Raw genomic sequence first — 24927 nt, 5'->3', positions numbered from 1 at the left:
AGAATCGTGGCCGTGCCACTTTCGGCGCGGTAAGGATCGCCTCGTGACATTGCCTGCTCAGTCTGACCGCCAGCCGCTCGTGGGGCCGGGCGCACCGCTCAGTTCCGAACGTCTGATCCGTTACTCGCGCCAGCTCGCTAATCCTGACTTTGGTGAGATCGCGCAACGTCGCCTCGCTCACGCACGAGTGCTGGTCGTGGGCGCAGGCGGCCTCGGCAGCGCCACCATCCCCGCCCTCGCTGCGATGGGTGTCGGCACCATCGGCGCGATCGATACGGATGCCGTTGAGCTCTCCAACCTGCACCGCCAGCTCGCCCATGGGGTTGCCGATATCGGGCGCAGCAAGCTCGAATCGATGGCGGACACGGTCGCCCAGATCGATCCCGAAATCTCGCTGATTCGCCACGACGTGTGGCTCGATTCCAGCAACGCCCTCGAACTCTTTGCGGGGTATGACCTCGTGCTCGACGGCAGCGACAACTTCGCCACTCGCTATCTCGTCAATGACGCAGCGGTGCTGACCGGCATCCCGGTCGTCTGGGGTGCGATCCTGCGCTACGGCGGTCAAGCCGGAATTTCGTGGTCAGGCCAGGGGCCCACCTACCGCGACCTCTTTCCCGTTCCGCCCGCACCCGGCACCGTTCCATCATGCGCCGAGGGCGGAGTGCTGCCGACCGTGTGCGCGATCGTCGGCGGCATCATGTGCTCCGAAACCGTGAAGCTCCTCACCGGAATCGGCGAACCACTCCTCGGCCGAGTCACCACCTACGACGCGCTCAGCGGGCGCTTTCGCGAGCTGGAATACGCCGTGAGCGACGAAGTAGATGCCGTTACCGAGCTCATTGACTACGACCTGTTCTGCGGGCTGACGCCTGCTGCCGTTGGTTCGAGCGGAGCCGGGGACACGAGCAAAACTGGCGGCTCCGCCGAATTCGGCGAGACGAGCGGAAGCGACGCTGCGGGCGGCGTGAGCGACGAGATCGATTCGCGCGAACTTGCGGCCCTGCTCTCCACGGAGGCTGCGCCGCAGCTGGTCGATATTCGCGAACCCTTCGAGTTTGCGATTGCCGCGATCGAGACAGCCGAGCTGATTCCGCTGGGTGGCCTTGAGGGCAGGCTTGCCGACATCCGCACCGATATTCCGGTCGTCGTATATTGTCATCACGGAATCCGCAGCGAACGCGCCCTGCGCCTGCTGCAGAGCGCCGGCTTCACCAACATCCGCCACCTGGTTGGCGGCATCGACGACTACTCGCAGGTCATTGATCCTGCGCTCGCGAGGTACTAAAAGTGAACGATCAGACGCCGGCCAGCTTCGCCATCATCTCGGATGCCGCCATTGATGAAGGCGCGATCCGTCGCGCGGTGGAGTCCCCCGCGTCGGGCGCGGTCGTCGTGTTCTCGGGCGTGGTGCGCAATCACGACGGCGGCAACGAAGTGTGGTCGCTGGAGTACCAGGCGCATCCCGAAGCGGAGGCGCTGCTTGCCCAGTGCTGCGCTGAAGTGGCAGCCGAAACGGGCCTCCCAATCGCAGCAGCGCACCGCGTTGGCCTGCTGCAGATTGGGGATATTGCCCTCTCGGCAGCCGTCTCCGCCGCGCACCGCCGCGAAGCGTTCGAGGCGTGCGAAGTGCTCGTGGAGCGCATCAAGCAGACCGTACCGATCTGGAAGCGCCAGCAGCTTGCGGGCGGCGCCACCGAATGGGTTGGGCTGTAGCAGCTTCGCGCTCTAGCCGCCGGCGAACGGCGGCAGCACGTCGACGCGAGCACCCACCGCGTGCGCGGGGTCGCGGCGAACAACGCCGTCGATCAGGAACGACCCCGACTCGACGACGCGCTGCATGAGGGTGCCATAGCGTTCAATGAGCACCGCCTTGAGCGTGCTCAGGGTGGCTCCGGCCGCGATCTCGAGGTGCTCCTCATCGCGCCCGGCAGCCTCGGCGGCAGCGGCGAAGTAACGGATTTGAATGCTCATGTCAGCCACCAATGTACGACATCTCAATTCTCTTGGCGCCGGGCTTGGTGCCGTCGGCTCCGGCCGGACGCGGGGTGTTGAGCGAGCGCAACTCGGAGTAGCGGTCGGTGCGCTTTCGCCACAGGCTCGCCATGGCATCCGACAGCTGGTCGTCGGTGCAGCCGTCGCGCATGAGCGCGCGCAGGTCGTGGCCCGAACTGGCGAAGAGGCACGTGTAGAGCTTGCCGTCGACCGAGATGCGGGCGCGCGAGCAGGTGTGGCAGAACGACTGCGTGACGCTCGAGATCACACCAATTTCGTTGCTGCCGTCGCGGTAACGCCAGCGCTGCGACGTTTCGCCGCTGTAGTTGGGGGCGATTTCGTCGAGGGGAAGCTCCGCGTTGATGCGCGCGACAACCTCGGCCGACGGCACAACTTCGCCTAGCTGCCAGCCGTTGGTGGTGCCGACATCCATGTACTCAATGAAGCGCAGGATGAACGGGGTGTCTTTGAAGTGGCGGGCCATCGCGACGATGTCCTTGTCGTTGTGGCCCTTCTTCACGACCATGTTGATCTTGATGGGGCCAAGCCCGGCAGCGTGGGCGGCGTCGAGGCCGTCCAATATCTTCTTGACGGGAAACTTCACGTCGTTCATGGCTTGAAAAGTCGCGTCATCGAGCGAATCGAGCGATACCGTCACGCGCTTGAGGCCGGCTTCCTTGAGCGCGACCGCAAGGTGCCCGAGTGCGGAGCCATTGGTGGTGACCGCGAGGTCGAGGGGCTTGCCGGCCGGGGTCGTGAGTTTCGACAGCATCCCGACCAGTTCAGGGAGGCCTTTGCGCAGGAGCGGTTCACCACCGGTGAGACGGATCTTCTCCACACCGTGAAGCGCGGCGATACTCGCGAGCCGAGTGATCTCTTCGAAGCTCAAAAGTTCGTCGCGCGGCATGAACGCGTAGTCGGCGCCGAAGACTTCCTTGGGCATGCAGTAGACGCACCGAAAATTGCAGCGGTCAGTGACCGAGAAACGGATGTCGTGCAGCGGTCTGCCGAGGGTATCCACTAATGCGTTCGCCACCGCGTCAGCATGCGTGTTCGCGAGGGCGCCCGCCGCGCTGTTCTCCCCAGGAGGCACTACCGCGGAAGAACTCATCCCGTCACACTATCCCGCTGCAGCCTGCGAAACCTCCGAGGTCGTCGCGTCAACAGCATCGCCCACATGGAGGCGGCCACCATCCAGCGGAGTGAGGCGGATGCCGAACCACGTTTTGTGGTCACGCTGGCGGTGCTGCGCCAGGGTTCGAATCGGCTCCTTGCCGCGCTCGAGCGTGCTGGGTTCGATCGTGGTCATGACGCAGCGGTCGCAAATCATGGTGACGCGAAAGCGCACGTCGCCAATCGTGACGTGCGTCCAGCTTTCTTCGACCCAGGGTTCGAGATCGTCGATTATCACGTTGGGGCGGAACCGGATCATGTCGAGCGGCTCGTCGTTCTCAGCGGTCCACTCGTCAAGCTGCCGCAGTGACGCTTCGCTCGCCAGCAGCAGCGGGCCGCCATCGGCGAGCGAGACAACCTCTCCGGGCTGACCTCCGTCTTCGGGGTCGATCGCGCGCACGGTCGGGTCGGACTGCCAGACGAGTCGTGCGTCGAGGCCGACGCGTTCGCTCAACCAACGGTTGACGTCACCGCGAGCGGCAAGCGCCGTGCCTTGCCCGCTGTGGCTTACCTCGATGGTGTCGCCGCCATCCGCCATGTCGACGGTCACCCTGGAGCCCTCGCGGTCGGAGAGTTGCACTGCCGTCTCGCTCAGGGCGTGCGCCGAGAGCCCGAGCAGATGATTGTGTTGGCGTGCGGTGAGGCTCTTGCCGTCACTATCGACGAGCGCCCAGCGGCGATCCTGGTCGAGGCCCCACGGGTTCACCGCGGCAGACTCGACGTCTTCGCCGGCAAACGACTTCACTGGATACACTCTGAGTTTCGTCACGCGCATGGGCGAATCCTAGCAACGTGCGCCCCGAGAACGACGGGATTGCCCAGAACGATCTCGGCGGTGAGGCGAACGCCGATTAGCGACGCGGACAGCGCCGATTAGCGGCGCAGATAGGCCGTGATCTGAGTTGGATCAACGGATGCCACGATGCGGTCCCCCGGCGCGATGTCGTGCGCGAGCAGGTCAGCCGCCGAGGCCTCGGCCGCGACGGTATCGCCCACGAGGGTGACGCGGATGCCCTTGAGGCCGGGCTCGAGCAGATCGACCGTGGCCTGCCATTCGTGCGGCAGAGGCGGGGCGGATGCGGCGGGCTCGACACGTGCGGAATCGGCGGCTCCCGGCGCTGCAGTCGCAGCGCCGTCGGCCCGAGCGGCACCCCGCGACTCCCGACGCAGCGTCACCGCAGACGGCGGGAACGCGACCGAAACTTCCGTACCGACAGCCGGCTCGATGCTGTCGACGGCGAGACCACGCCCATCCGCGAGCCTCGCGAGCTGGCTGGTTTCGACAACTCCGTGCAGCACGTTAAGGCCGACAAGCGCGGCAGCGAACTGGTTCACCGGTTCGCCCAGAACGCGGGCGACATCGCCGCTGTCGATGATGCGGCCGGCATCCATGATGGCGACGCGATCGGCCAGCACTAGGGCATCCACCACATCGTGGGTAACGACGATGGTGGCGGGTGCGGTCGGCGGTCGGCCATGGATTCCGGTGTGGACGGCGGAGACTCGGGCCGCCAGACACTCGCGCAGGAGGGTGCGCACGAGCGACGCATTCTGCACATCGAGGGCAGCCATCGGCTCGTCGAAGAGCAGTACGTCGGGTTCGGTGGCCAGCACACGGGCGATCGCCACACGCTGTTGCTGGCCGCCAGAAAGCTCGGCAGGTTTGCGAGCGGCGAACTCTGTCATCTCCACGGCATCCAGCCATTCGGAGGCTCGCTCGCGGGCCTCCGCCGCTCTCATTCCGAGAGAGCGCAGCCCGAAAGCCACATTCTCGAGGGCGCTGAGATGCGGGAACAGCAGCGGGTCTTGCCCGAGCAAACCAATGCGGCGACGATGGGCGGGCACCACGGTCATCCGTCCGCCGCCTGGCCGCCTGCCACCCGACTGCGGAACCTCGGTCAGCACTCGCCCGTCGACCGAAACCGCACCGCGCTCGGGGGCGAGCAGCCCGGCAATGACCGCGAGCAGCGTCGACTTTCCGGAGCCGTTCGGCCCCAGCAGGGCGAGTGTTTCGCCGGGCGCGACTGTGACGCTCGCGTCGAGGGTGAACGATCCGCGGCTCACCTGCATGGTGGCATCCAATGTCATGGCTCAGAGCTCCGGGGTCGTGCGCCAGCTGCGCAGCAGAAGGAGGATGACGATGCCGACAACCACGAGCAGCAGCGACAGAGCGATGGCGGAATCTTGGCTCACGCCGGCGCCGTTGAACGCGGTGTAGATCGCGAGGGGCATGGTTCGGGTCGTGCCTGCGGCGTTGCCGGCGAACAGGGCGGTGGCGCCGAATTCGCCGAGGGCGCGAGCGAAGCAGAGCACGGTTCCGGCAATGACGCCCGGCATGATGAGCGGCAGCGTGACGCGACGAAACACTGTCCAGCGCCCGGCGCCGAGAGTGGCCGCGACCAGCTCGTAGCGGGTGCCCGCGGTGCGCAGCGCGCCCTCGACGGAGATCACCAGGAACGGCAGCGCTACGAACGATTGCGCGATCACGACCGCTCCCGTCGTGAACGGAATGCTGATGCCGAACCACAGTTCGAGCACGCTGCCGACGAGCCCGTTGCGTCCGAGAAGGTACAGCAGCGCGATGCCGCCGACGAGGGGCGGCATCACGAGCGGGAGCGTGGTGAGCGCGCGCAGCAGGCCCGCCAGACGGTTACCCGAGCGCGCGATCACGAGCGCGAGCGGAATGCCGACGATGAGGCACAGCACCGTTGCGGCGAGCGCCGTCTGCAGCGATAGCCAGAGCGCCGACTGCGCCTCCTCGGAGACGATCGCGGCCGGAACGCTCGGCCAGTCGGCCCGGAGGAACAGCCCGACGAGGGGCAGGATCAGCAGGGCGAAGCCAAGGGCCGCGGGCAGGTAGAGCAGGCGCGGGATGCCGCTCATGGCGTTACGAATCCGTAGCTAGCGAGAATGCTCTGCCCCGGCGCCGAGAGCACGAACTCCACGAAGGCCGCCGCGATGGCCGGGTGCGCAGCCTCGTTCAGCACGGCGATCGGGTAGTTGTTGCGGGCCGCGTCGGCACCATCAACCGCGACGCCCTCGACCGCTCCCGCCGCATCCCGCATGTCGGTGACATAGACGAGCCCAGCATCCACTTCGCCCAGCTCAACCTTGGTGAGCACGGCTTTCACGTTCTGCTCTTCGGTCACCGGCGTGAGGTCGACCGCGGCGGCATCGAGCAGGATGCGGGCTGCAGCACCGCACGGAACCGCGGGAGCGCACACGGCAACCTGCACGCCGGGCTCCGCCAAATCGCTCAGGGTCGTGATGTCCAGAGGGTTGCCGGGCTGCACCGCAATCTGCAATTCGTTGGTGGCGAACGCAATAGGAGCACTCGCCAGCTCGGCGCTGACCTGCTGCATCGTGGCGTCATCCGCGGAGGCGAAGACATCGGCCGGCGCACCCTCGCTGATCTGGGTGGCGAGAGTAGAGGAGCCGTCGAAGGAGATCGGCGCGATGGTGACGCCGGGGTTCTCGGCGCTGAATGCCTCGGCCAGCTCGGTGAACGACGCGGTCAACGATGCCGCAGCATAAATCGTGAGCTCACCCTGAAGGGCACCGTCCGCTGACGTGGATGCCGGTGCCGGCTCAGTTGCCGAGCATCCAGAAAGCCCCACGATGCCCGCAATCGCGACGGCGGCGACCGTTGTCAGCAGGTGACCCCGCTGGCGCCCATCCCAGCCCTGCCACCGCTGCCGCACCGTACCCATCACTAGGAGTTGTCTTTCGGCGCCTCAACCACGACCATCGTCGCCTTCACGACGGCGACCGCGAGCGAACCAATTTCGAGCTTCAAGTCGCGCACCGCTTCGGTCGACATGAGCGACACGATGCGGTGCGGGCCGCACTGCAGCTCGACCTGCGACATGACGGTGTCGCTCAGGATGCCCGTGACGAGCCCGACCATGCGGTTGCGCGCGCTGCTTTCCGAGCCGGATCCCGCTGCCGCCTGTTGGGCTTGCTGCGCCCGCTCTTGAGCACGCTGCGCGAGGTCCGCGCCATCGATGACCTGGCGACCGGCATCGTCAAGCGACACCGGCAGGCCATCGTTCGCGATCCAGCGTCGCAGGGTGTCGTCACTGACTCCGAGGAGCCCTGCGGCCTCGCTAATCCGATATTGCGCCATAAAACACAGCATAACACCGCAACTGCGGAACTTTCAGGGCTTTTACCCCGCTTCTTCGATGCGCTGCCGTCGCTTTTCCACGGGTTGCCGGACGTTTGCCTGCTGCTTGCCGCCGCTTGCTCAGCCGAACAGTGCCGAAGCCTTCGTCATGGTCTGAAATACGCCGTAGAGCAACGGAATGCCGACGAGCGCCCAGACGATCGCGAGTTGTGCTTTCTTCATCTCAGGCCTCCGCGGAAATGGTGAGGCCTTTAGACCCCGCTGTGGATGGTTCATGGAAGGTGGAATGTACGGGCCGCACCATGAGGTTGGCGATGAAGCCCACGACAAGCAGTCCGACCATGGTCAGCAGAGCGGGCTGGTACGCCGCGGCGGTCAGCTCGCCAGGCGCACCCTGAGCGTCCAAGAAGGAGTTCACGATCAGTGGACCAGCAATGCCAGCCGCTGACCAGGCAGTCAGCAGTCGACCATGGATAGCGCCCACCTGGAACGTGCCGAAGAGGTCACGCAAGTAGGCCGGCGCCGTGGCGAAACCGCCGCCGTAGAACGAAATGATGACGAAAGCGAGTGCCACGTACAGTGCCGTCGTGTTGGAGCCAACGAGTGCCAGCAATACGTACAGAATCGCGCCCACTCCGAGGTAAATCATGTAAATGTTCTTGCGCCCGGTGACATCTGACGTGGACGACCACACGAACCGGCCGCCCATGTTGGCGATCGACAGCAGACCGACGAAGCCACCGGCTACCGCGGCCGTGACCAAGGACTGCCCGTCGGCTTGACGGAAGAAGTCCTGAATCATCGGCGCCGCTTGTTCAAGGATTCCGATGCCCGCCGTGACGTTACAGAAGAGCACGATCCACACGAGCCAGAACTGGCGGGTCTTGATCGCGTTGTTCGCTGAGACGTGGTTACTAGTGACGAGCGCCTTCGCCTTGACCTTCGACGGGTCGAAGCCGGCTGGCGTCCAGCCCTCGGCAGGCACCCGAATCGTGAACGCGCCGAACATCATGTACGCGAGATAAATGAGCCCGAGCGTGAGGAACAACTTGCCAACGGCGTCACCACTGGCAACCCAGCCCTCGGTTCCCGCGTTGGGATCGTAGAGCGCAAGCAATGCCGTAGAAACGGGGCTGGCGATGAGCGCGCCACCGCCGAATCCCATAATCGCCATGCCCGTGGCGAGGCCGGGACGGTCAGGGAACCACTTAATCAGGGTCGACACCGGCGAGATATAGCCGATCCCGAGTCCAATACCGCCGATGAAACCGTAGCCGACGTAGACCAACCACAGCTGGTTGGAGAAGACGCCAAGCGATCCGATCAAGAATCCGCCCGACCAGAACAGCGCGGCGACAAACATCGCCTTGCGCGGGCCACTGCGGTCTACCCACGTTCCCATGATCGCGGCCGACAATCCGAGCATGACGATGGCGATCGAGAAGATGACGCCGATCTGAGTGAGACTCGCGTCGAAGTGATCAACGAGTGCAGTCTTGTAAACGCTTGTGGCGTAGGCCTGACCGATACTCAGATGCACTGCCAGCGCGGCAGGCGGAACAAGCCAGCGATTGAAACCGGGAGGGGCGATGGTGTGTTCTCGGTCAAGCCAGCTCATGGATGGTCTCCTCGTCGCACTAAGCGTGTCAAACAGCAACGCTGCTGTCGGCAAATCGGCCGCGAACCACAGGCTAGCAATTAACTGATCAATCTTTAGGTATCAGACCAAGATTGTGCACAAATTCTCATTGATTGCAGGCAGTATGGGGACATGACACGTGGAGCCCCGGTTGACGACATCAATGAAGACGACCTGCTGGTCAAGAAACCGAAGAAGTCGGCGGCCGGCGTTGAAGCCGTGCTCGTGGCACTGGATCGGGGAATCGCGCAGGCCGGCGTGACCCGCACCGCGCGCTCCTTGCTGCGACTGAACCAACGCGATGGCACGGACTGCCCCGGGTGCGCGTGGCCGGAATCGCAAGGTCACCGCAAGGTTGCCGAGTTTTGCGAAAATGGCGCCAAGGCCGTCGCCGAAGAGAGCACGCTGCGCACCGTGACCCCGGAGTTTTGGGCAGAACACTCGATCGAAGAGCTGTCGGACAAGACCGAGTACTGGCTCGGCAACCAGGGCCGCATCACGCATCCGGTTGTCATCCGCCCCGGCGATACCCACTACTCGCAGATCTCCTGGAACGACGCCTTCGAACTCATCGGCGAGAAGATCCGCGCCACGACTCCCGAGCGCACCGTCTTTTACACCTCCGGCCGCACGGCCAATGAGTCGGCGTTTCTGTACCAACTCTTCGCGCGCTCGATCGGCACCAATAACCTGCCGGACTGCTCGAACATGTGCCACGAATCATCCGGTTCCGCCCTGAACCCCACGATTGGTATCGGTAAAGGCACAGTCTCGCTCGAAGACATCCATGAGGCTGAGCTCATCTTTGTGATTGGCCAGAACCCCGGCACGAACCACCCGCGGATGCTGTCGGCCCTGGCCGAATGCAAAGACAACGGTGGCAAGATCGTCGCCGTCAACCCGCTCCCCGAAGCCGGGCTCTTCAACTTCAAGGATCCGCAGACACCCAAGGGAGTCGTCGGTGGCGGCACCAACTTGGCCGACGAGTTTCTCCAGATCAAGGTCGGTGCCGACCTCGCGCTCTTCCAGGCCCTCGGTCACCTGCTTCTGGAGGAAGAGGAGCGGGTTCCCGGCTCCGTAGTTGACCACGAGTTCATCGCAGCGAACACCGACGGCATCGATGCCTACCGTGCCGCACGCAAGACCATCGACTGGGACGAGACCGAAGCAGCGACCGGCCTGTCTCGCCTCGAGATCGCCAAGGTTGCTCAGATGATGGTCGAGTCGAAGGCCACGATCATCTGCTGGGCGCTCGGCCTCACGCAACAGCCTCACTCCGTGAACACGCTCAAGGAGATCATCAACCTGCTCCTGCTGCAGGGGAACTTCGGCAAGCCCGGCGCCGGTGCGTGCCCCGTGCGCGGCCACTCGAATGTGCAGGGCGACCGCACGATGGGCGTGTGGGAGAAACCTCACGAGTGGATGTTGGATGCCCTCGACAAGGAATTCGGAATCGCTTCGCCCCGCGAGCACGGCTTCGACTCGGTCGACACCGTTGAGGCATTCGAGAACGACAACGTCGACGTGTTCGTCTCGATGGGCGGAAACTTTGCGCTCGCCGCCTCGGACACCGAAGCGCTCGGTAACGCGTTGCAGCGGGTGGGCCTGACCGTTCACGTCTCAACCAAGCCCAACCGCTCGCATGTCGTGCACGGCCTCACCTCGCTAATTTTGCCCACGCTAGGTCGCACCGACACCGACGACAAGCATCCGAGCGGCCGTCAGGTGCTGTCGGTCGAAGACTCCATGTCGGTAGTGCGCACCACTCAAGGCCGACTCAAGCCGGTGTCAGATCACCTGCTCGCGGAACCCGTGATCATCGCCCGCATGGCCATCGCCACCCTGGGCGAGGATCACCCGGTGGACTGGAAAGCGATGGCCGAGGACTACGACGTCGTCCGCGACCACATCTCCCGCGTGCTGCCGGGCTTCTCGGACTTCAACACACGCCTGAGGACCAAGAACGGATTCGTGCTGCCCAACCCGCCGCGCGACACCCGCAGCTTCGCCACCGACATCGGCCTGGCCCGCTTCACGGTGAGCCCGCTGGAGTACCTGACGCCGCCTCCCGGGCACCTGATCCTGCAGACTATGCGCAGCCACGACCAGTACAACACCACCTACTACGGGCTGGATGACCGCTACCGCGGCATCTCGGGCGGCCGCCGCGTCATCCTCATCAACAAGGACGATGCCGCCGACATGGGGTTCGCCGACCGCGACCTCGTGGATGTCATCAGCACGTTCCAAGGTCAGGAGCGCCGGGCAGACAAGTTCCGCCTCGTCTTCTACCCGACTCCGCGGGGATGCGCGGCAGCGTACTTTCCGGAAGCGAACAACCTCGTGCACCGCGAGCTCGTTGCGCGCGAATCGAATACGCCCGGGTACAAGGCAATGGCGGTGCGGTTTATCCCGGCGGTGGAGGACGAGACGTCGCCGCTGAGCTAGCGCGGGGCCGGCCGCCTAGTTCGCGTCGGCCGACTCATTCTGCACAATGCGTTCTTGCCCGGCATAGAGCACCATCGATTGTCCGCGGAGGAAGCCGACCAGCGTCATGCCAACCTCCTCGGCAAATTCTGCGGCCAGCGACGACGGTGCCGACACCGCAGCCAGAACCGGGATCCCCGCCATCATGGCCTTCTGCGCGAGTTCGAAGCTTGCCCGGCTCGACACCATGAGCACGGTGCCCGACAGCGGCAGCAGATTCTGTTTAACGGCCCAGCCGATGACCTTGTCGACAGCGTTGTGCCGACCCACATCCTCGCGCGCCACCAACATCTCGCCCGTCGCGCCATCGAAGAGCGCCGCGGCATGCAACCCGCCCGTCTTCTCGAACACGTCTTGTGCCTCGCGCAGCTTCTCGGGGAACGTCGTCAGCAGCTCGGCGTCGATTCGCGCGGCATCCTCCGCGACCGAGAACGCCGACTTGGTGCGCACGGCATCAATGCTCGCCTTGCCGCACAGTCCGCAGGAACTGGTCGTAAGGAACGACCGCTCCAAGCTCGGATCGGGTGCAGGCACGCCCGGCGCCAAGGTGACGTCAACGACGTTGTATGTGTTCATTCCGTCGACGGTGGCACCGGCGCAGTACCGAGCGGCAAAGAAGTGCTCGCCCGAGGTGATGATCCCCTCGGAGACAAGAAACCCCGCGACGAGGTCAAAGTCGTCACCGGGAGTGCGCATTGTCACGGCAAGCGAGCGCCCGTTGACGCGCATCTCGAGCGGCTCCTCCACTGCGAGCACATCCTCCCGGGATACCGGAGGGGAACCGATAGTGACTCGGGTGATCTTGCGTCGTGCCGTGATTCTGGTCACGCGGTCTGCCTCCTCCGGAGCGCCGCGGATTCTGCGCCGCCCCTCAATCGAGACTATCTCGGTGGTGGCGACCACGGCAGCAGCGACCACAACTCGCGCCGGATAGTGACGCTGATTCCACCGTCACTTAGAGTGGCTGCATGCTGATCGATGCAGCGGTGCTCGCCGGAGGTCGCTCGACCCGATTGGGATCTGTGGCGAAAGCAACGCTCCACGTCCGGGGCCGCAGCCTGCTCGAGCACGCACTCTCGGCGGCATCCAGTGTGGCGCGCACCTGCGTCGTTGTTGGTCCGGTCGAGCCTGGCCTCGTGAGCTCCGCGGTGTTTGTCACGCGCGAAGACCCGCCGTTTTCGGGGCCCGCTGCTGCGGTCGCCGCCGGCGTGCACCACCTCTCGACCAACGGCACGAGCGCGAGCGACGCCATCCTTGTGCTCGCCTGTGACATGCCGGGCATTGCTGCTCAGGTGCCAGCCCTCGTTGACGCACTCACCACCGCCCCCTCTGACGTGGATGGCGTGATTTCCGTCGATGCGACTGGCCACCGACAGCCGCTTGCCTGCCTGTATCGCCGCCGCGCTCTCATCAGCGCCCTCTCGCGGTTCGACGCCGACAGCCTCGACGGACTCTCGATGCGAAAACTGATCGAGCCGCTGAACCTCATGTCCCTGGTGGCTGTGCCCGGAGCCACCGATGATGTTGATACGTGGGAGGACGCAGCTCGCCTCGGCGCCACCGATCCGACCGCAGAAACGGAAGAAGCCGCACAATGAACTCCGAAGAACGCCAACGTCTCGACGACTGGGCTGCGCACCTCAGCAGCGAGCTGGGCATCGCCAGCGATGAGTTTCGTGCCGCGATGGATGTTGAGGGGATTCTGGATCTCGCCGGCGTCGCCGCGCACACGGTGATCCGGCCAGCGGCTCCCGTGACGACGTTTCTGGTCGGCTACGCGGCGGGGCTCGCTGCCGCTGCCGGAACCGACCCGTCCTCGGCCATGCGAAGCGCGGATGCGTTATCGAGAGCCGCGCTTGCCGCCGCGAGCAACGCTGGCCAGGCCGCTGCTGCTGCCGCTCCTCCTCCTGCTGTGTCGTCGTCGGACTTGGCACCGGAGTCTGCGGCACCATCAGGCTCGGCGCCGTCAGGTTCGGCAGAATGATGGCGGCCTCTCCTTCGTCGATCAGCATCGAGGAGCACCTCGCCCGCGTTCTGGCCAACGTCGCGCCATTGCCGATTGTCAGCGTCCCGATCGCGCAGGCGTTGGGCCTCACCCTCGCCGCCGACGTGCACGCCACGGTCGATGTTCCCAGTTTCGATAACTCCGCGATGGACGGTTATGCGCTCCGACGAGCGGATGCCATCTCCGCCACGACTGAGACACCGATAGCGCTCCGTGTGGTCGCTGACCTTCCTGCAGGATCCGCCGAGAATCCGTCATTGCAGCCCGGCGAGGCTGCCCGGATCATGACTGGTGCCGCAGTGCCCACTGACGCGGACTGCATCGTGCCCATCGAAGACACCGATGAGGGAACCGACACCGTTCTTATTTTTCGCGCCCCGAATCCCGCCGCCCACATCCGCCGCACGGGCACCGACGTTCGCACGGGCGATCCCTTGCTGACGGCTGGGCGCGTTCTCGGCGCCCGTGATCTGGCGGCCGCAGCGGCATCCGGAGTCAGCACCCTGACGGTTCACCCCGCACCGCGCGTCGGCGTGCTCTCGACCGGCACTGAACTGCGCAAGCCCGGAGAGCCGCTGGCGCGTGGCCAGATTCACGACTCGAACTCGCTGCTCCTGGCGGCGATGATTACCGAGTGTGGCGGTATCCCCGTTCAGCTCGGCTCGGTTGCCGACGACGATGATGCCCTGCGCGAGATGCTCGAGACCCATGCACCCGACGTCGATGCGTTCGTCACCTCGGGCGGCGTGAGCGTCGGCGCCTACGATGTTGTAAAAGCTGTGCTCGCCCCGCTCGGCGTCTGGTTCGGACCGGTGCGGATGCAGCCGGGCAAGCCCCAAGGGTTCGGCCGGTTCCCGGTCGGCAACGTCGCCGGCCCTCTGATCTTTGCCCTCCCCGGCAACCCCGTGAGCGTTTTCGTGTCATTCGAGACCTTCGTGCGCCCCGCGCTGCTCACGATGTCGGGCCGGTCAACGATTCACCGCCCTACCGTCACCGCCACCGTCACGACGGGCTGGCGCAGCCCCGCGGGGCGCGCCCAATATATGCCCGCCGTTGTCGAACAGGATGAGGCGGGTGCAGCATCCGTTCGTCCCGCGAGCGCGGGCGGTGCCGGTTCCTATCTCGTCGCGAGTCTGGCTGGCGCAAACGCCCTGGCCTTCGTGCCCGAAGATGTGACCGAGGTACGCGAAGGCGACCTGCTGGCTGTCACACTGGTGTCATGAGCGAACAGCCTTTCACGCACCTCAATTCCGCTGGCCAAGCCCGGATGGTGGATGTCACCGCCAAGACCCCGACCGTGCGCGAAGCGACGGCGGAGGGTTTCGTTCGCTGCTCCCCCGTGATCATCGACGCGCTGCGCGCGGGCAACGCTCCCAAGGGTGACATTCTCGCGGTCGCACGCATCGCCGGCATCCAAGCCGCCAAGCGCACCGCCGAACTGCTGCCGCTCGCTCACATCATCGGAGTGCACGGCGCGACCGTCGACCTTGAAGTGACGGATGACGGAGTCGCCGTCACCGCGACCGTGCGCACGGCAGACCGCACGGGCGTGGAGATGGAAGCCATGACCGCGGTGTCGGTGGCCGCGCTGGCGATCGTCGACATGGTCAAGGGCATGGACAAGACCGTGCAGATTGAGAACGTGCGGTTGCTCGCGAAGTCGGGCGGACGTTCTGGGGATTGGCGTCGCCCGGAGTAGGTCGCCCGAGCGCCCTCGCACCCGGCGTTCTGTATCCGGCTGCCGAATGAAACTCGTTAGCTAGTGATCTCCGCCATCGAGCTGCTCGAGGATGTGGCCGATCAGCGGCGCAACCACCGCGAGCCCCTCTTCAACGGCTTTGGTTGAACCGGGCAGGTTCACCACGAGAGCATCACCCGCGATGCCGACCAGGCCGCGGCTCAGCACCGCCATCTTCGTGTGGCGTGCACCTTCGCGCCGCAACTCTTCGGCGATGCCGGGAATCTCTCGCGTGAGCACGGGCCGGGTTCCTTCGGGCGTGAGATCCCGGGGTGCCACTCCGGTTCCACCACTCGTGATGACGATGCGGGCACCAGCGGCGAGCGCGGCCCGGATGCCGGCAGTGACTGATTCCGCGCCATCCGGAATCACCGTTAACGACACCGCATAGCCCTGCGCCGTGAGCAGCTCGACCGCGCGCGGCCCCGAGGTATCAGCTCGCTCGCCGCGAGCGCTGCGGTCAGAGACGGTGATGACGGCGGCGGGGACTGCCTCAACATCGCTGCCCTTGCCACTGTGAATGTGAACCATACCTGCAACGGTACGGCAGGCTGCGTGCCCGGCCCGCAACTAAGATTCAGAACATGCGCGAGCCACAGTTTTCGATCCGACGAACGGAGCCAGCAGACTGGCGTGAAGTTCGCGATCTTCGCTTGGAGATGCTCGCTAATACCCCGATTGGTTTTGCCGAGCACCTTGAGGATGCGCGGCGCGCCACGGAAGCAGAATGGCAGCGGCGCGCTGTTCGCGGGCAGAACTCGTTGGCCATTGCTGTCGCCGCCATCACCACAGACGGCAGGTGGATCGGCACGATGGGGTGCTATATCCCTGACGCAAAAACGGGCCCGCTCCTTGTGGGTGTCTACGTCACTCCCGATTTTCGTGGCCGGAAAGCTGGCGTGACGGATGCCCTACTTACGACCATCGAGCAGTGGGCTTTCCAGTACGGCAGCACCCTCACCCTCGGCGTGCACGAAGACAACGCTCGAGCGCGTGCCGCCTACGAAAACCGCGGCTTCACCCTAACGAGGCACACGGTTCCGTACATTCTCGATAGGTCCCGACGCGAACTCGAAATGATCAAGCAGCTTTAGGGCGCGACCCGCTTAGTCGACCAGCGGGGGTGTTCGTGGCGGCGCCACCCGACGCTGCGACACCGCTTCATACGCGACGCCGATACGCAGCAGGGCGAGGTCGGAGTACGCGGCACCGGCGAAGGTGATTCCCACGGGCATCCGGATGTCGTCCATGAGCCCCATGGGAACAGTGACGGTCGGAATGCCCAGGTGCCGAATCGCGAGGTTTCCGTTCGCGACCCAGACGCCGTTTCGCCATCCGGCCGCTGCCGTGGCGGGGTTCGTGCCCATATCGGCGGCTCCCACATCGGCGACCGCGGGGAAGGCTACGGCGTCGAGCTCGTTGGCGCGCATCCACTCTTCAAGATCGATGCGGCGGGTTTCTTCCAGACCGCGCACGCCCGCTTCAAGCTCGGGAATATCGGTGAATGCCGCATACGGGTGGTCGCGCACTTGCGTCGGGTACACCGCGATGTCGTCTTCGAAGCCGTCGTAGTGATCGTGCGGAGCGCCCGGTGTCGTCGGGAAAATCGTGCTGCCGTCGATGCCCACGATGGTGTCGAAGTTCGGGTCGCCGTTGGCCTGCAGAAAGTCTTCCCACGCCCACGCCGACAGATCGACGATTTCGCGCTTCAAGAATTCGGGGCTTACGAGGCCGCGAGTTGCGATCGTGGGGGCCCCGGCGCGGTCGGCCTCGTAGTTTGAGACGACTGGAAAGTCGACCTCGACCACGGTGGCGCCGGCGGCTTCGAGATCGCGACGCGCTTGGTCGAACAGGGTCAGGATGCTCGGGCGGGTGTCAATCGCGGTTCCTGTCGGACCACCGACTCCGCGCGTGCCCGAGCCCGCCTCGGTATCGCGCTTGATGTACATCCGGGGAACGCCGAAGCGCTTGCCCGCCAACGGCAGCTCCGCATCGTCAGCCAGCAGCGACAAATACGTCTCGGGTCGCCCACTCGACGCCGCCGGAATCTCGACCCACGGCTGCGAGCGCCAAAAGTCGCCCCGAGCATCCGCATCGTCGAACACGATCACGTCGAGCACGGCAAGTAAGTCGGCCATCGTGCGCGTGTGCGGTACGACGACATCCATGGTGGGCACGAGCGGCCAGTTGCCGCGCACCGAAATCACGCCGCGCGAAGGCGTGTAGGCGCAGAGAGCGTTGTTGGATGCCGGGGCGCGGCCGCTCGACCACGTCTCTTCACCGAGACCGAAGGCGGCAAAACTCGCGGCCGTTGCGGTGCCCGATCCGTTCGACGATCCCGAACCATAGGCGGCGGTGAGGTACTCGGCGTTGTACGGGCTCTCGGCACGACCGTAGACGCCGGGCTGCATTCCGCCGTTGGCCATCGGAGGCATGTTGGTGAGGCCGAGGCAGATTGCTCCGGCAGCGCGTAGGGCACCGATCGTGGCGGCATCCCGCATCGCCATCAGATCGGCGAAGGCGGGGCTGCCCGCCGCTGCCGTGAGCCCACGGTGCAGGTAGCTGTCTTTGGCCGTGTACGGGATGCCGTCGAGTGGCCCCCGCGCCTGACCAGCGGCCCGACGCGCATCCGATTCGCGCGCTTCGGCGAGCGCCTCGGAGTTGGGCACGACGACGGCGTTGAGCTTCGGCCCGCTGCGGTCGTAGCGATCGATCCTCTCAAGATACGCGGCGACGAGCGCCTCGCTCGTGAGCGTGCCAGCCGCGAGTGCTTCGTGCAGTTCGGCTATCGAGGCTTCAACGACATCGAAGGTTCTCATCAGTTTTCTCCCTGCGGCTCAGCGCTGAAATTTCGCGATACAGCTACAGAAGCTGCAGCGTCAGTGACAGCGGGCAGTTGCGGCTGCTGTTGGGTGATGCAGTGGATGCCACCGCCGCGGGCAAAGATCTCACGCGAGTCGACCATCTGCACCGTGCGGCCGGGATACGCGTCGGCCAGAATTTCGGCGGCTCGGGCATCCGCCATCTCATCGTCGAAGCCGCACCCAATCACTCCCCCGTTGACGACGAGGTGATTCACATAGCTGTAGTCGACGAAACCGTGGTCGTCCCGAAGGGTGGAGGGGGCGGGCAACTCGACGATCTCAAACGTGCGGCCGGCGACATCCCGCTGGCTCTCGAGGCTGGCCCGAATCTCAGCCATCACCTGGTGGTCCGGATGCTCGGGGTTGGGCTGAGCGTGCAGCAGCACCCGCCCCGGCGATGCGATTGTCGCGACGATATCGACGTGGCCGTTTGTGCCGAAGTCGTCATAGTCGCGGGTCAGGCCGCGCGGCAGCCAGACCGCGTGAGTGGCACCGATAGTGCGTAGCATTTCGCTTTCGACGCGGGCGCGATCGGCGAGCGGGTTGCGGCGCGGGTCGAGCTGCACCGTGTCTGTCAGTAAGACTGTTCCCTCGCCATCCACGTGTAGTCCGCCGCCCTCAGCCACGAGGAGAGAACTGACGATCTCGGCGCCGGCAGCATCAGCCACCACGCGCGCGATCTTCGCTGACTGTTCCCACTCAGCCCACGCGGGAGCACCCCAACCGTTGAAGATCCAATCGACGGCGCCGAGCAGGCCCGGGTCGTCATCATCAAGCACGAAAGTGGGCCCGATGTCGCGCATCCAGAACTCATCGAGCGGTGCTTCGAGAAGCTCAATATCGCTGGCGAGCATTCGTCGGGCACGGAATATTTCGGTCGGGTCAACGACCATCGAGACCGGCTCGAACTGGGCGACGACATTGGCGACGTCAGCCCAGGCCGCATAGCCGAGTTCGCGTTCGGCGTCGGTCGCGCCAAGCGTTTCACAGACGCGCGGGAACGCCATCCACGTGCGCTCATGTCTAGCGGTTTCAGATGGCATTCTCCAGCTCATTGCTAGCCTTTCGACGCTTCGATAATGGATGCCGCCAGCCGCTGCCCCACGCGAATGGCACCGTCAACGTGTTGGTAGCCTTCCGCCGCGAGGTCGCTGGAGCCGAACTGAATCGGGCCAACCGGCTCAAGCTGCAAAGCGCCGTAGCGGGTGAGCCCACCGAGGTCGAAGCTCGCGGCGTAGGCGCCGCGGGTCCACTCTTCGGCAGCCCAGTCGCTTTCGTAGTAAACGGCCGGGGTAAGTGCTTCGTCGCCGTAATAGGTCGCGAGCGATTCGAGGATGCGCTGCTTACGGTCGGCAGGATCGAGCGCGAACAGTTCGTCGGCACTCTCGCCCGATACGAAGCCCACGAGGGTGCCGCGCTCTTCGCCGTGGTTGGTGTTGTCGTAAGCCTCGTGCACGAGTTGGTAGGGGCTAAACGCCGTGCCCGAAAGGCCAGCGGCACGCCAGAACGGGGTCGCATAGGTCGCGTGCACCTTGATCACGAGCCCAAGCGACGAGTGCTGCTGCATCTGCTGACGCATGCGCGGCAGGGCAGGAACGTAGTCGATACGGTCATAGAGGTTCGGCGGCACGGCAACAATCACGTGCTCAGCACGCACCGCTAGCTCGTCGCTCGTGACGGTCGCGCCCGTGGCATCCCATTCGATCTGGCGAACGGGCTGCGACAGGCGAACGACGTCGCCACCCAGGGCGTCGGCCATGAGCAGCGGAACCTGCTGAAGCCCACCGACCACGCGCTTATCGAGGATGAAGTCGGCGTCAACGAGGTTACTGAAGCTGCCTGCGCTGGCTGCCATGAGCAGAGCCTGCAACAGCGAGAACGAGTGGGCGGGCTTGGTGAGCATTGCCTCGGCAACGTAGAGCGCAATGTTGTCGACAGCTTCCGCATCCGCGCTCTGGCTTTCGAGCCAGCTGCGGTACGAGATGCGGTCAAATTCTGCGGCCCGCGGATGCTCCCACGGAGCCTGAAGGTCGAGCTCAGCCACGAGGCCGTCAAGCAACGCGATCAGTCGAGTGATCTCGGCTTCGGTTGCTTCGCCGGCGGGGAAGATGTCCCCGGTGAAGCGACGCGCAACACCATCGCGAGAAACATAGACGCTGTCACCTTCGCGGTAGCGGGAGTAGGTTTCGAGGCCGAGTTCGGCGAGCATGTCGATGAGTGCGGTTTGGTCAGGCGAAACCCACTGGCCGCCGATCTCATACATCTGCCCATCGATGTCGTTCGTCCAGAGACGACCACCAATGCGGTCGCGAGCTTCGAGCACGATGACGCTCTTGCCCGCGCGAACGAGACCCCTCGCTGCGGTGAGGCCGGTGGCGCCGGCTCCGACGATGACGACGTCTCGCTGAATGGTGTTCATGATATTCATTATTGATCACCTACTCAATAAGAGTCAATAGCGGCTACACTTTTGCCATGGCAGCAGGCACTACTCGACGGCGGAACCCCGCCGAGCGCGCCCTCGAAGTGCGCGAAGCGGCGAAGACGCTCGCGCTGACTCGCGGGCTTGCCGCCATCTCGCTCCGCAACCTTGCCACCCACTGCGGAGTTACCGCCCCGCTCATCGCCCACTATGAGCCGAACATGGATGCCCTCGTCGCCTCCACCTTCGCAGCCATCGCGGAGCAAGAAATCGCTGAAGTCAGCCTTCACGCCCTGGCACCCGACGACACCCTCGACCAGCTTCGAGCCCTCATCAGCGCTCTCGCCGACCCCGCCCGCGACAACGTCGGCGAAGTGTGGTGTGACGCGTGGAGCCTCGGCCGCAAAAACGAGCCTCTCGCCGAAGCAGCCCGCCACTCAATGGATTCCTGGCACGCGCTCGCCATCGGGATCATCCGCACTGGTCAGAATGGCGGACGATTTGCCGCGATCGCGCCCGAGCGTGCAGCCCTGGTTCTCTTCGCCCTCGTGGATGCCACGGCCTCCTACCAGCTCGTCAACTTCCGCAGCCGCGAAACCCGCGACGCTCTCGTGCGGGAAACCCTCGAAGACATGCTCGACGTGTCGCTAAGGATCAACGAAGACGCTCGAAACCCCAGCAACAAACCGACCGTTTAGTATTCCGCGCGTCACACTCCGCACGCACAACAAAGCCCCGCATTCGTTGAGAATACGGGGCTTATGTTGGTCCTCACTACTTGCAGACCGTCAGCTTCGCGACTCCACTGCCGAGAGCTGCCGTTCCTCCAAGCAGAACTCGACTGGAGGTGTCAAAGTCATTCAAATTGCTCACAACGCCCTTCGGAACACAGTTCCCCGGCACCACATACAAGGGAGCCGATGTGCCGCCCGCGAGCGCGGCGCCAGCGAGTGCATCCGCGAACCCGGTGCCAACGGCGAAGAAGGCGCGTGGTGCGGTGTCGAAGCTTGCGTCGTTTATTGCCTCCGAAGTTCCATACCGGTCGGAGCCGGAGTAGCGAGTGACCTTCGTGACGCCAGGCTGCGCATCCAAAGCCCTGAACACTTTGCTGGAGATCACACCGGTGCCTCCCGCAATCACAATTTTCGAAACATCAAGTCGATCGATGAGTTTGGCCGTTGCCGAGTCGACACCACTACCCGTGCCGTTGATCAGGATGACCGGGCTACCGGAATTTCCCGCTGCAGCACTGGCGCTGAGCGCGTCTGGGTAGTTGGCACCCGTGGCGAAGAACGCCGTGTCTGCGCCATCAGGAAACGCTCGTTGGATCACGATGCGCGACGTCTGGTAACGGTTTGAGCCACCATCGCGTCGAATTTCGGGTGCCAGCGCTGCGAGCTGCTTGTAGATGGAACTCGACAGCACGCCGGTTCCGCCCACGACGACAATGAGATCCGGATCTAGCCGTTTGATCTCATTCTTCACCACCGTCGGCAACCCCGTGGGAGGTGTCAGCAGGAGCGGACCGCCCTGCTTAGCTGCGGCAGGCGCCGCGCTGAGAGCGTCAGGATAGTCCGCACCGGTTGCAACGTACACAACGCTGACTCCCGGGTCGAACTCCTGTGAGATCGCGACCGCCGTCGAATAGCGGTCAGAGCCCGAAAGGCGTTCAACCCCGCTCGGCAGCGTGATGTCTGGAACGCTTGCCCCGTACTTGGCGAAGTTTTGGACCGCCCACGTGGTTCCGCCGGAGGTCACAAAAGCGATTCCAATGTCGGTGTAGTCACCCATGATGTTGGCTCGATGTCCCGCAGAGTCCATCCACGCATCGTGCACGGCCGTCGCCGACGGCCAGCCGCGGGCAACATTCTCGCCCGCTCGAGTCCATCCACTAGGGATTTGGCTTGAGTACGAAGGGTTGTGAGTCATCGCGCCGTTGGCAGCCATTTGGTACGCCCACTTCGACGACACCGAGCTGAGCGAAGAATTGAGTTTCAGAGGCCCAAGCCCCTCAGCCGCTCTCGCCTCATTCACGAGGCTGAGAATCGTGCTCTCCCCTGCTGCCTCGGCTGGCGATGGCGTCGAAAGCGCTAGGCCAGAAGCCAACACCCCAATGATCGCAAGCATGCCAAACGCGCGGACGACTGTGCGCCGCGCTCGAAACCCCCCGGTTTTCCCCACGTCAGGAACGCTACGCGAGCCCCCAGCGCACGTATAGTCCCCACTTGCGGGGACTAAAGGGGGCCGTTATAGCTTCGGGCGCTCATCGAAACCTTCGCAAACGAAACGAGCTCTACGACCCCGAGAAGTCGGTCGTGCTCAAGATCTTCCGTCGCCGCGTCCCCATGACGGATGTTTTCTACGGTCAGAAGTTCGTCGTGCGCAAGGCGGGCGTGGTGCTTGCTACCCCGCTGCTGGCCGTGCTGGTTCTTGTCGAGATCACTGACATCGTGTTTGCCGTTGACTCGATCCCGGCCATCTTCGCCGTCACCGACGAAGCGTTCCTCGTGTTCACCGCTAACGCCTTCGCGATCCTAGGTCTGCGGGCAATGCACTTTCTGCTCGCTGACCTCATGCACCGCTTCAACTATCTGAAGATCGGTCTTGCTCTCCTGCTCGACGTTTACTACATCTCGACGACTCTGTCGCTCGGCGTGATCTTCGTCATCCTGGCCACGTCGATCGGTACGAGCCTGTGGGCCACGCGCGGCCAGCCCCGCCACGCGATCGAGTCCCCCGCGGGCGGCGGATTCCGGATGGCGACCGACGACGAACTCGCGGAGGTCGATAGTGTGGCCACGTGAACCCATTACTTCCGGCAACTTATGACCTCGTTTACTCCCTAATTCTTGGCGGCCTTTTTCTGCTGAACCTCTTCATCTCGTTCTTGGTCGCCGGCTCAGCTAAGCGCAAAGATCGCAGCTTCGGATCGTTTTTCTGGCTATCGTTCGCCATGGGGTTCCTTCTTCCGGCGTTGGTGGTTGCCGCACTGCCCTTCCGCGACGACGACCCCAACCGTCCGAGCAACAAGCCTCAGTTCTAGAGCTGCGCCACAGAACCAGCACGCACGCACGAAAAAGCCCCGCATTCACAAGGAATGCGGGGCTTTTTGCTGGCGGTACCGGTGGGATTTGAACTCTAATTCACTCCCAATGAATGCGCGGGCAGAGCCTAGATACCCCGGAAACATGAGGCTTTTGGTTGCTGTTGGTTCACATGGGTTTCGCTGGATTTTGCGAGAGTGTGGGCAAAATGTGGGCAAGCTGTGACCTAATCAAGGTGTTGCTGGTCGGATGCGGAGTAATGTTCAGCCATGACGACAGACCCCACGAAGTCGAACAACCCGCTGGCAGTCGGATCCCTTGCACTTGGGATTGTTGGCCTAGCGTTATCCGCTTTCGCAGCAGGAGCACTTACCGCGATCGTAGGGGCTGTAGCGGTTGTGCTGGGCTTAACGGGGCGAACACGCGCAGAGACCCTGGACTATCGCAGAGGGCACTCAATGTCAGTGTTCGGAATGGTGCTGGGGGCGCTGACGCTTCTTCCCTCTCTGATCGTCCTGTTTACTGCTTAACACCGGATGCACCGGACGTGAGCGACCTAGACACCCCCAACTGTCCGCGTTGCCTGATGCCCATGAAGCCCAGCGGGCAAGGCGTCGCGACAGCGCGGGAATGCAGCTCATGCGGACTGGTGAAGTTGTAGGCCTTTCCCTGTTGGCAGGCACTCCGCTCCGGTAGTCTGCGTCGCATGGCTGAAGTAATCATCGTAGGTGGGGAGCACTCAGGTGATCCGGCAATGCGGCCGCTCAAGTCATCACGTGCACGCCTGGTGCGCGAGCGAGGCAACAAGCACGATAAAAACGCTGTCGCTGTATATGTCGAATCGAAGAAAAGCTTTGGTCGCTCGCAGCTCGTCAAAGCCGGATACGTCTCATCTGCGAGAGCTGAACTTATCGCGCCACATCTCGAGACCGTCGGCGGTGAGCACGAGGTGACACTATCTCTGCGCGATCGTAGGGCATTCGTAGAGGTGCCCGATGAGTGGTTAGTGCGCCCATCTCGTAAACGCTAGGTGGTTTGCGCTCGATCCGTGCTCACTGCTGAAGCCCACACCCACGCCTTGTGTACGCTCCCTGTAGCTGTTTTCCAGCGGATAGCGACTGCACGTTCAGTCCACGCCACAACCTCCACAGGAAGGCGCAGAGGAACCCCGCCGTAACGCACCCACGCAACAGCCTGCACCGCTACAGGGGTGCGGGTTAGGGGCAACTTGTCTAGCTCGAGTTCGTCATCGGTCAGCGTGAACGGTTCCCCTTGCATGATCGTTTCCACGACCTGCTCACTCATACGCCGATTGACCTGCTCCGCATAACGCTTACTCGTACCCACACGCACCGCCCATAGAAGAAAGCGTCCGGCCACGCATCAATGATTGTATGAGGCACCCACCGACTGCGGGGTTTGGGTTAGTGTCAG

General features: G+C 64.2%; 26 protein-coding genes and 1 pseudogene. 12 read left to right on the top strand and 15 right to left on the bottom strand.

The annotated features are described in order from the left end of the window. Positions 1-43 precede the first annotated feature (43 nt). Both I6E60_RS03375 and I6E60_RS03370 read left to right on the top strand, forming a co-directional pair. Positions 44-1288: a ThiF family adenylyltransferase gene (locus I6E60_RS03375; RefSeq protein ID WP_307841776.1), complete on the top strand. Its 1245-nt coding sequence runs from the start codon at positions 44-46 to the stop codon at positions 1286-1288. Positions 1289-1290: 2 nt separating this feature from the next. Beyond that, positions 1291-1716: a molybdenum cofactor biosynthesis protein MoaE gene (locus I6E60_RS03370; RefSeq protein ID WP_197178878.1), complete on the top strand. Its 426-nt coding sequence runs from the start codon at positions 1291-1293 to the stop codon at positions 1714-1716. Positions 1717-1728: 12 nt separating this feature from the next. On the opposite strand, the gene I6E60_RS03365 is transcribed toward I6E60_RS03370, so the two are convergent. The 8 genes from I6E60_RS03365 to I6E60_RS03330 all read right to left on the bottom strand — a co-directional run bounded on the left by I6E60_RS03365 (position 1729) and on the right by I6E60_RS03330 (position 8912). Next, positions 1729-1974: a MoaD/ThiS family protein gene (locus tag I6E60_RS03365; protein WP_197178876.1), complete on the bottom strand. Its 246-nt coding sequence runs from the start codon at positions 1972-1974 to the stop codon at positions 1729-1731. 1 nt (position 1975) lies between these two features. After that, entirely contained in the window at positions 1976-3031 is a 1056-nt protein-coding gene (gene moaA, locus I6E60_RS03360; protein ID WP_374189213.1) for a GTP 3',8-cyclase MoaA, read from the bottom strand. An 84-nt stretch (positions 3032-3115) separates the two neighbouring features. Then, a complete protein-coding gene (locus I6E60_RS03355; protein WP_197178872.1) occupies positions 3116-3943 on the bottom strand; it encodes an MOSC domain-containing protein in 828 nt (275 codons plus the stop codon). A 98-nt stretch (positions 3944-4041) separates the two neighbouring features. Next, positions 4042-5256, bottom strand: a complete 1215-nt coding sequence (locus I6E60_RS03350; protein WP_197178870.1) for a sulfate/molybdate ABC transporter ATP-binding protein — start codon at positions 5254-5256, stop codon at positions 4042-4044. 3 nt (positions 5257-5259) lie between these two features. Further along, positions 5260-6051 (bottom strand): ABC transporter permease, encoded by a 792-nt coding sequence (locus tag I6E60_RS03345; protein ID WP_197178867.1) that lies wholly within the window; start codon positions 6049-6051, stop codon positions 5260-5262. Next, positions 6048-6878, bottom strand: a complete 831-nt coding sequence (gene modA, locus I6E60_RS03340; protein WP_197178865.1) for a molybdate ABC transporter substrate-binding protein — start codon at positions 6876-6878, stop codon at positions 6048-6050. Before modA ends, I6E60_RS03345 begins: the two co-directional genes overlap by 4 nt. Positions 6879-6880: 2 nt before the next feature. Continuing rightward, on the bottom strand, positions 6881-7294 hold the full coding sequence (locus I6E60_RS03335) for a molybdopterin-binding protein (RefSeq protein ID WP_197122979.1): 414 nt from the start codon (positions 7292-7294) through the stop codon (positions 6881-6883). Positions 7295-7517: 223 nt separating this feature from the next. Continuing rightward, positions 7518-8912, bottom strand: a complete 1395-nt coding sequence (locus tag I6E60_RS03330) for an OFA family MFS transporter (protein WP_197122977.1) — start codon at positions 8910-8912, stop codon at positions 7518-7520. Positions 8913-9065: 153 nt separating this feature from the next. On the opposite strand from I6E60_RS03330, the gene I6E60_RS03325 reads away from it, so the two are divergent. Continuing rightward, positions 9066-11381: an FdhF/YdeP family oxidoreductase gene (locus tag I6E60_RS03325; RefSeq protein ID WP_197178863.1), complete on the top strand. Its 2316-nt coding sequence runs from the start codon at positions 9066-9068 to the stop codon at positions 11379-11381. A 15-nt stretch (positions 11382-11396) separates the two neighbouring features. Here I6E60_RS03325 and fdhD read toward each other — a convergent pair whose 3' ends face one another. Beyond that, on the bottom strand, positions 11397-12248 hold the full coding sequence (gene fdhD / locus I6E60_RS03320) for a formate dehydrogenase accessory sulfurtransferase FdhD (protein ID WP_197178862.1): 852 nt from the start codon (positions 12246-12248) through the stop codon (positions 11397-11399). A 140-nt stretch (positions 12249-12388) separates the two neighbouring features. Here fdhD and I6E60_RS03315 point away from each other — a divergent pair, with 140 nt between their 5' ends. The 4 genes from I6E60_RS03315 to moaC are packed head-to-tail and all read left to right on the top strand — an operon-like array spanning position 12389 to position 15124. Beyond that, positions 12389-13018, top strand: coding sequence for a molybdenum cofactor guanylyltransferase (locus tag I6E60_RS03315; RefSeq protein WP_197178861.1), 630 nt, complete (start codon positions 12389-12391; stop codon positions 13016-13018). Further along, positions 13015-13404 carry a DUF6457 domain-containing protein gene (locus I6E60_RS03310; protein ID WP_197178860.1) on the top strand — a complete coding sequence of 130 codons (390 nt, stop codon included), beginning with the start codon at positions 13015-13017 and terminating at the stop codon, positions 13402-13404. The genes I6E60_RS03315 and I6E60_RS03310 overlap by 4 nt, the downstream gene beginning before the upstream one ends. Then, complete coding sequence (gene glp, locus I6E60_RS03305; protein WP_307841775.1) at positions 13401-14648, top strand: gephyrin-like molybdotransferase Glp; 1248 nt, start codon at positions 13401-13403, stop codon at positions 14646-14648. The genes I6E60_RS03310 and glp overlap by 4 nt, the downstream gene beginning before the upstream one ends. Next, the gene (gene moaC / locus I6E60_RS03300) at positions 14645-15124 is read left to right on the top strand and encodes a cyclic pyranopterin monophosphate synthase MoaC (RefSeq protein WP_197178859.1); all 480 of its coding nucleotides are present in this window, start codon (positions 14645-14647) and stop codon (positions 15122-15124) included. Before glp ends, moaC begins: the two co-directional genes overlap by 4 nt. Positions 15125-15184: 60 nt before the next feature. Here moaC and I6E60_RS03295 read toward each other — a convergent pair whose 3' ends face one another. Next, complete coding sequence (locus I6E60_RS03295) at positions 15185-15694, bottom strand: molybdenum cofactor biosynthesis protein B (protein WP_197122963.1); 510 nt, start codon at positions 15692-15694, stop codon at positions 15185-15187. A 53-nt stretch (positions 15695-15747) separates the two neighbouring features. Here I6E60_RS03295 and I6E60_RS03290 point away from each other — a divergent pair, with 53 nt between their 5' ends. After that, positions 15748-16257, top strand: coding sequence for an N-acetyltransferase (locus I6E60_RS03290; RefSeq protein WP_197122961.1), 510 nt, complete (start codon positions 15748-15750; stop codon positions 16255-16257). 12 nt (positions 16258-16269) lie between these two features. Here I6E60_RS03290 and I6E60_RS03285 read toward each other — a convergent pair whose 3' ends face one another. From I6E60_RS03285 to I6E60_RS03275, 3 genes are read right to left on the bottom strand one after another with little or no spacing between them, the layout of a single operon-like run. Further along, positions 16270-17982, bottom strand: a complete 1713-nt coding sequence (locus I6E60_RS03285) for an amidase (protein ID WP_197178858.1) — start codon at positions 17980-17982, stop codon at positions 16270-16272. Then, the gene (locus I6E60_RS03280; RefSeq protein WP_197178857.1) at positions 17982-19082 is read right to left on the bottom strand and encodes an agmatine/peptidylarginine deiminase; all 1101 of its coding nucleotides are present in this window, start codon (positions 19080-19082) and stop codon (positions 17982-17984) included. Before I6E60_RS03280 ends, I6E60_RS03285 begins: the two co-directional genes overlap by 1 nt. Before the next feature lie 2 nt (positions 19083-19084). Beyond that, complete coding sequence (locus I6E60_RS03275; protein WP_197178855.1) at positions 19085-20446, bottom strand: NAD(P)/FAD-dependent oxidoreductase; 1362 nt, start codon at positions 20444-20446, stop codon at positions 19085-19087. 56 nt (positions 20447-20502) lie between these two features. Between I6E60_RS03275 and I6E60_RS03270 the strand changes: the two genes are divergently transcribed. After that, positions 20503-21147, top strand: a complete 645-nt coding sequence (locus tag I6E60_RS03270; RefSeq protein WP_197122953.1) for a TetR/AcrR family transcriptional regulator — start codon at positions 20503-20505, stop codon at positions 21145-21147. 76 nt (positions 21148-21223) lie between these two features. Here the strand turns inward: I6E60_RS03270 and I6E60_RS03265 are convergent, their stop codons facing one another. Next, a complete protein-coding gene (locus I6E60_RS03265) occupies positions 21224-22576 on the bottom strand; it encodes a cell wall-binding repeat-containing protein (RefSeq protein ID WP_197178853.1) in 1353 nt (450 codons plus the stop codon). 107 nt (positions 22577-22683) lie between these two features. On the opposite strand from I6E60_RS03265, the pseudogene I6E60_RS03260 reads away from it, so the two are divergent. The 3 genes and pseudogenes from I6E60_RS03260 to I6E60_RS03250 all read left to right on the top strand — a co-directional run. Beyond that, positions 22684-23253: pseudogene (locus I6E60_RS03260) on the top strand (tellurium resistance protein TerC); the annotation flags it as partial. Beyond that, positions 23250-23492 (top strand): hypothetical protein, encoded by a 243-nt coding sequence (locus I6E60_RS03255; RefSeq protein ID WP_197122949.1) that lies wholly within the window; start codon positions 23250-23252, stop codon positions 23490-23492. The pseudogene I6E60_RS03260 and the gene I6E60_RS03255, both read left to right, overlap by 4 nt. A 707-nt stretch (positions 23493-24199) precedes the next feature. Next, positions 24200-24523, top strand: a complete 324-nt coding sequence (locus I6E60_RS03250; RefSeq protein ID WP_197178851.1) for an HIRAN domain-containing protein — start codon at positions 24200-24202, stop codon at positions 24521-24523. Here the strand turns inward: I6E60_RS03250 and I6E60_RS03245 are convergent. Next, on the bottom strand, positions 24520-24798 hold the full coding sequence (locus tag I6E60_RS03245; protein WP_197178849.1) for a hypothetical protein: 279 nt from the start codon (positions 24796-24798) through the stop codon (positions 24520-24522). The two genes, I6E60_RS03250 and I6E60_RS03245, sit on opposite strands and share 4 nt — an antisense overlap. Positions 24799-24927: the final 129 nt, after the last annotated feature.

Origin of the sequence: Salinibacterium sp. SWN167 (assembly GCF_015864665.1) — a bacterium.
GTDB lineage: Bacteria > Actinomycetota > Actinomycetes > Actinomycetales > Microbacteriaceae > Rhodoglobus.
This window is presented reverse-complemented; position numbering and strand designations above follow the sequence as displayed.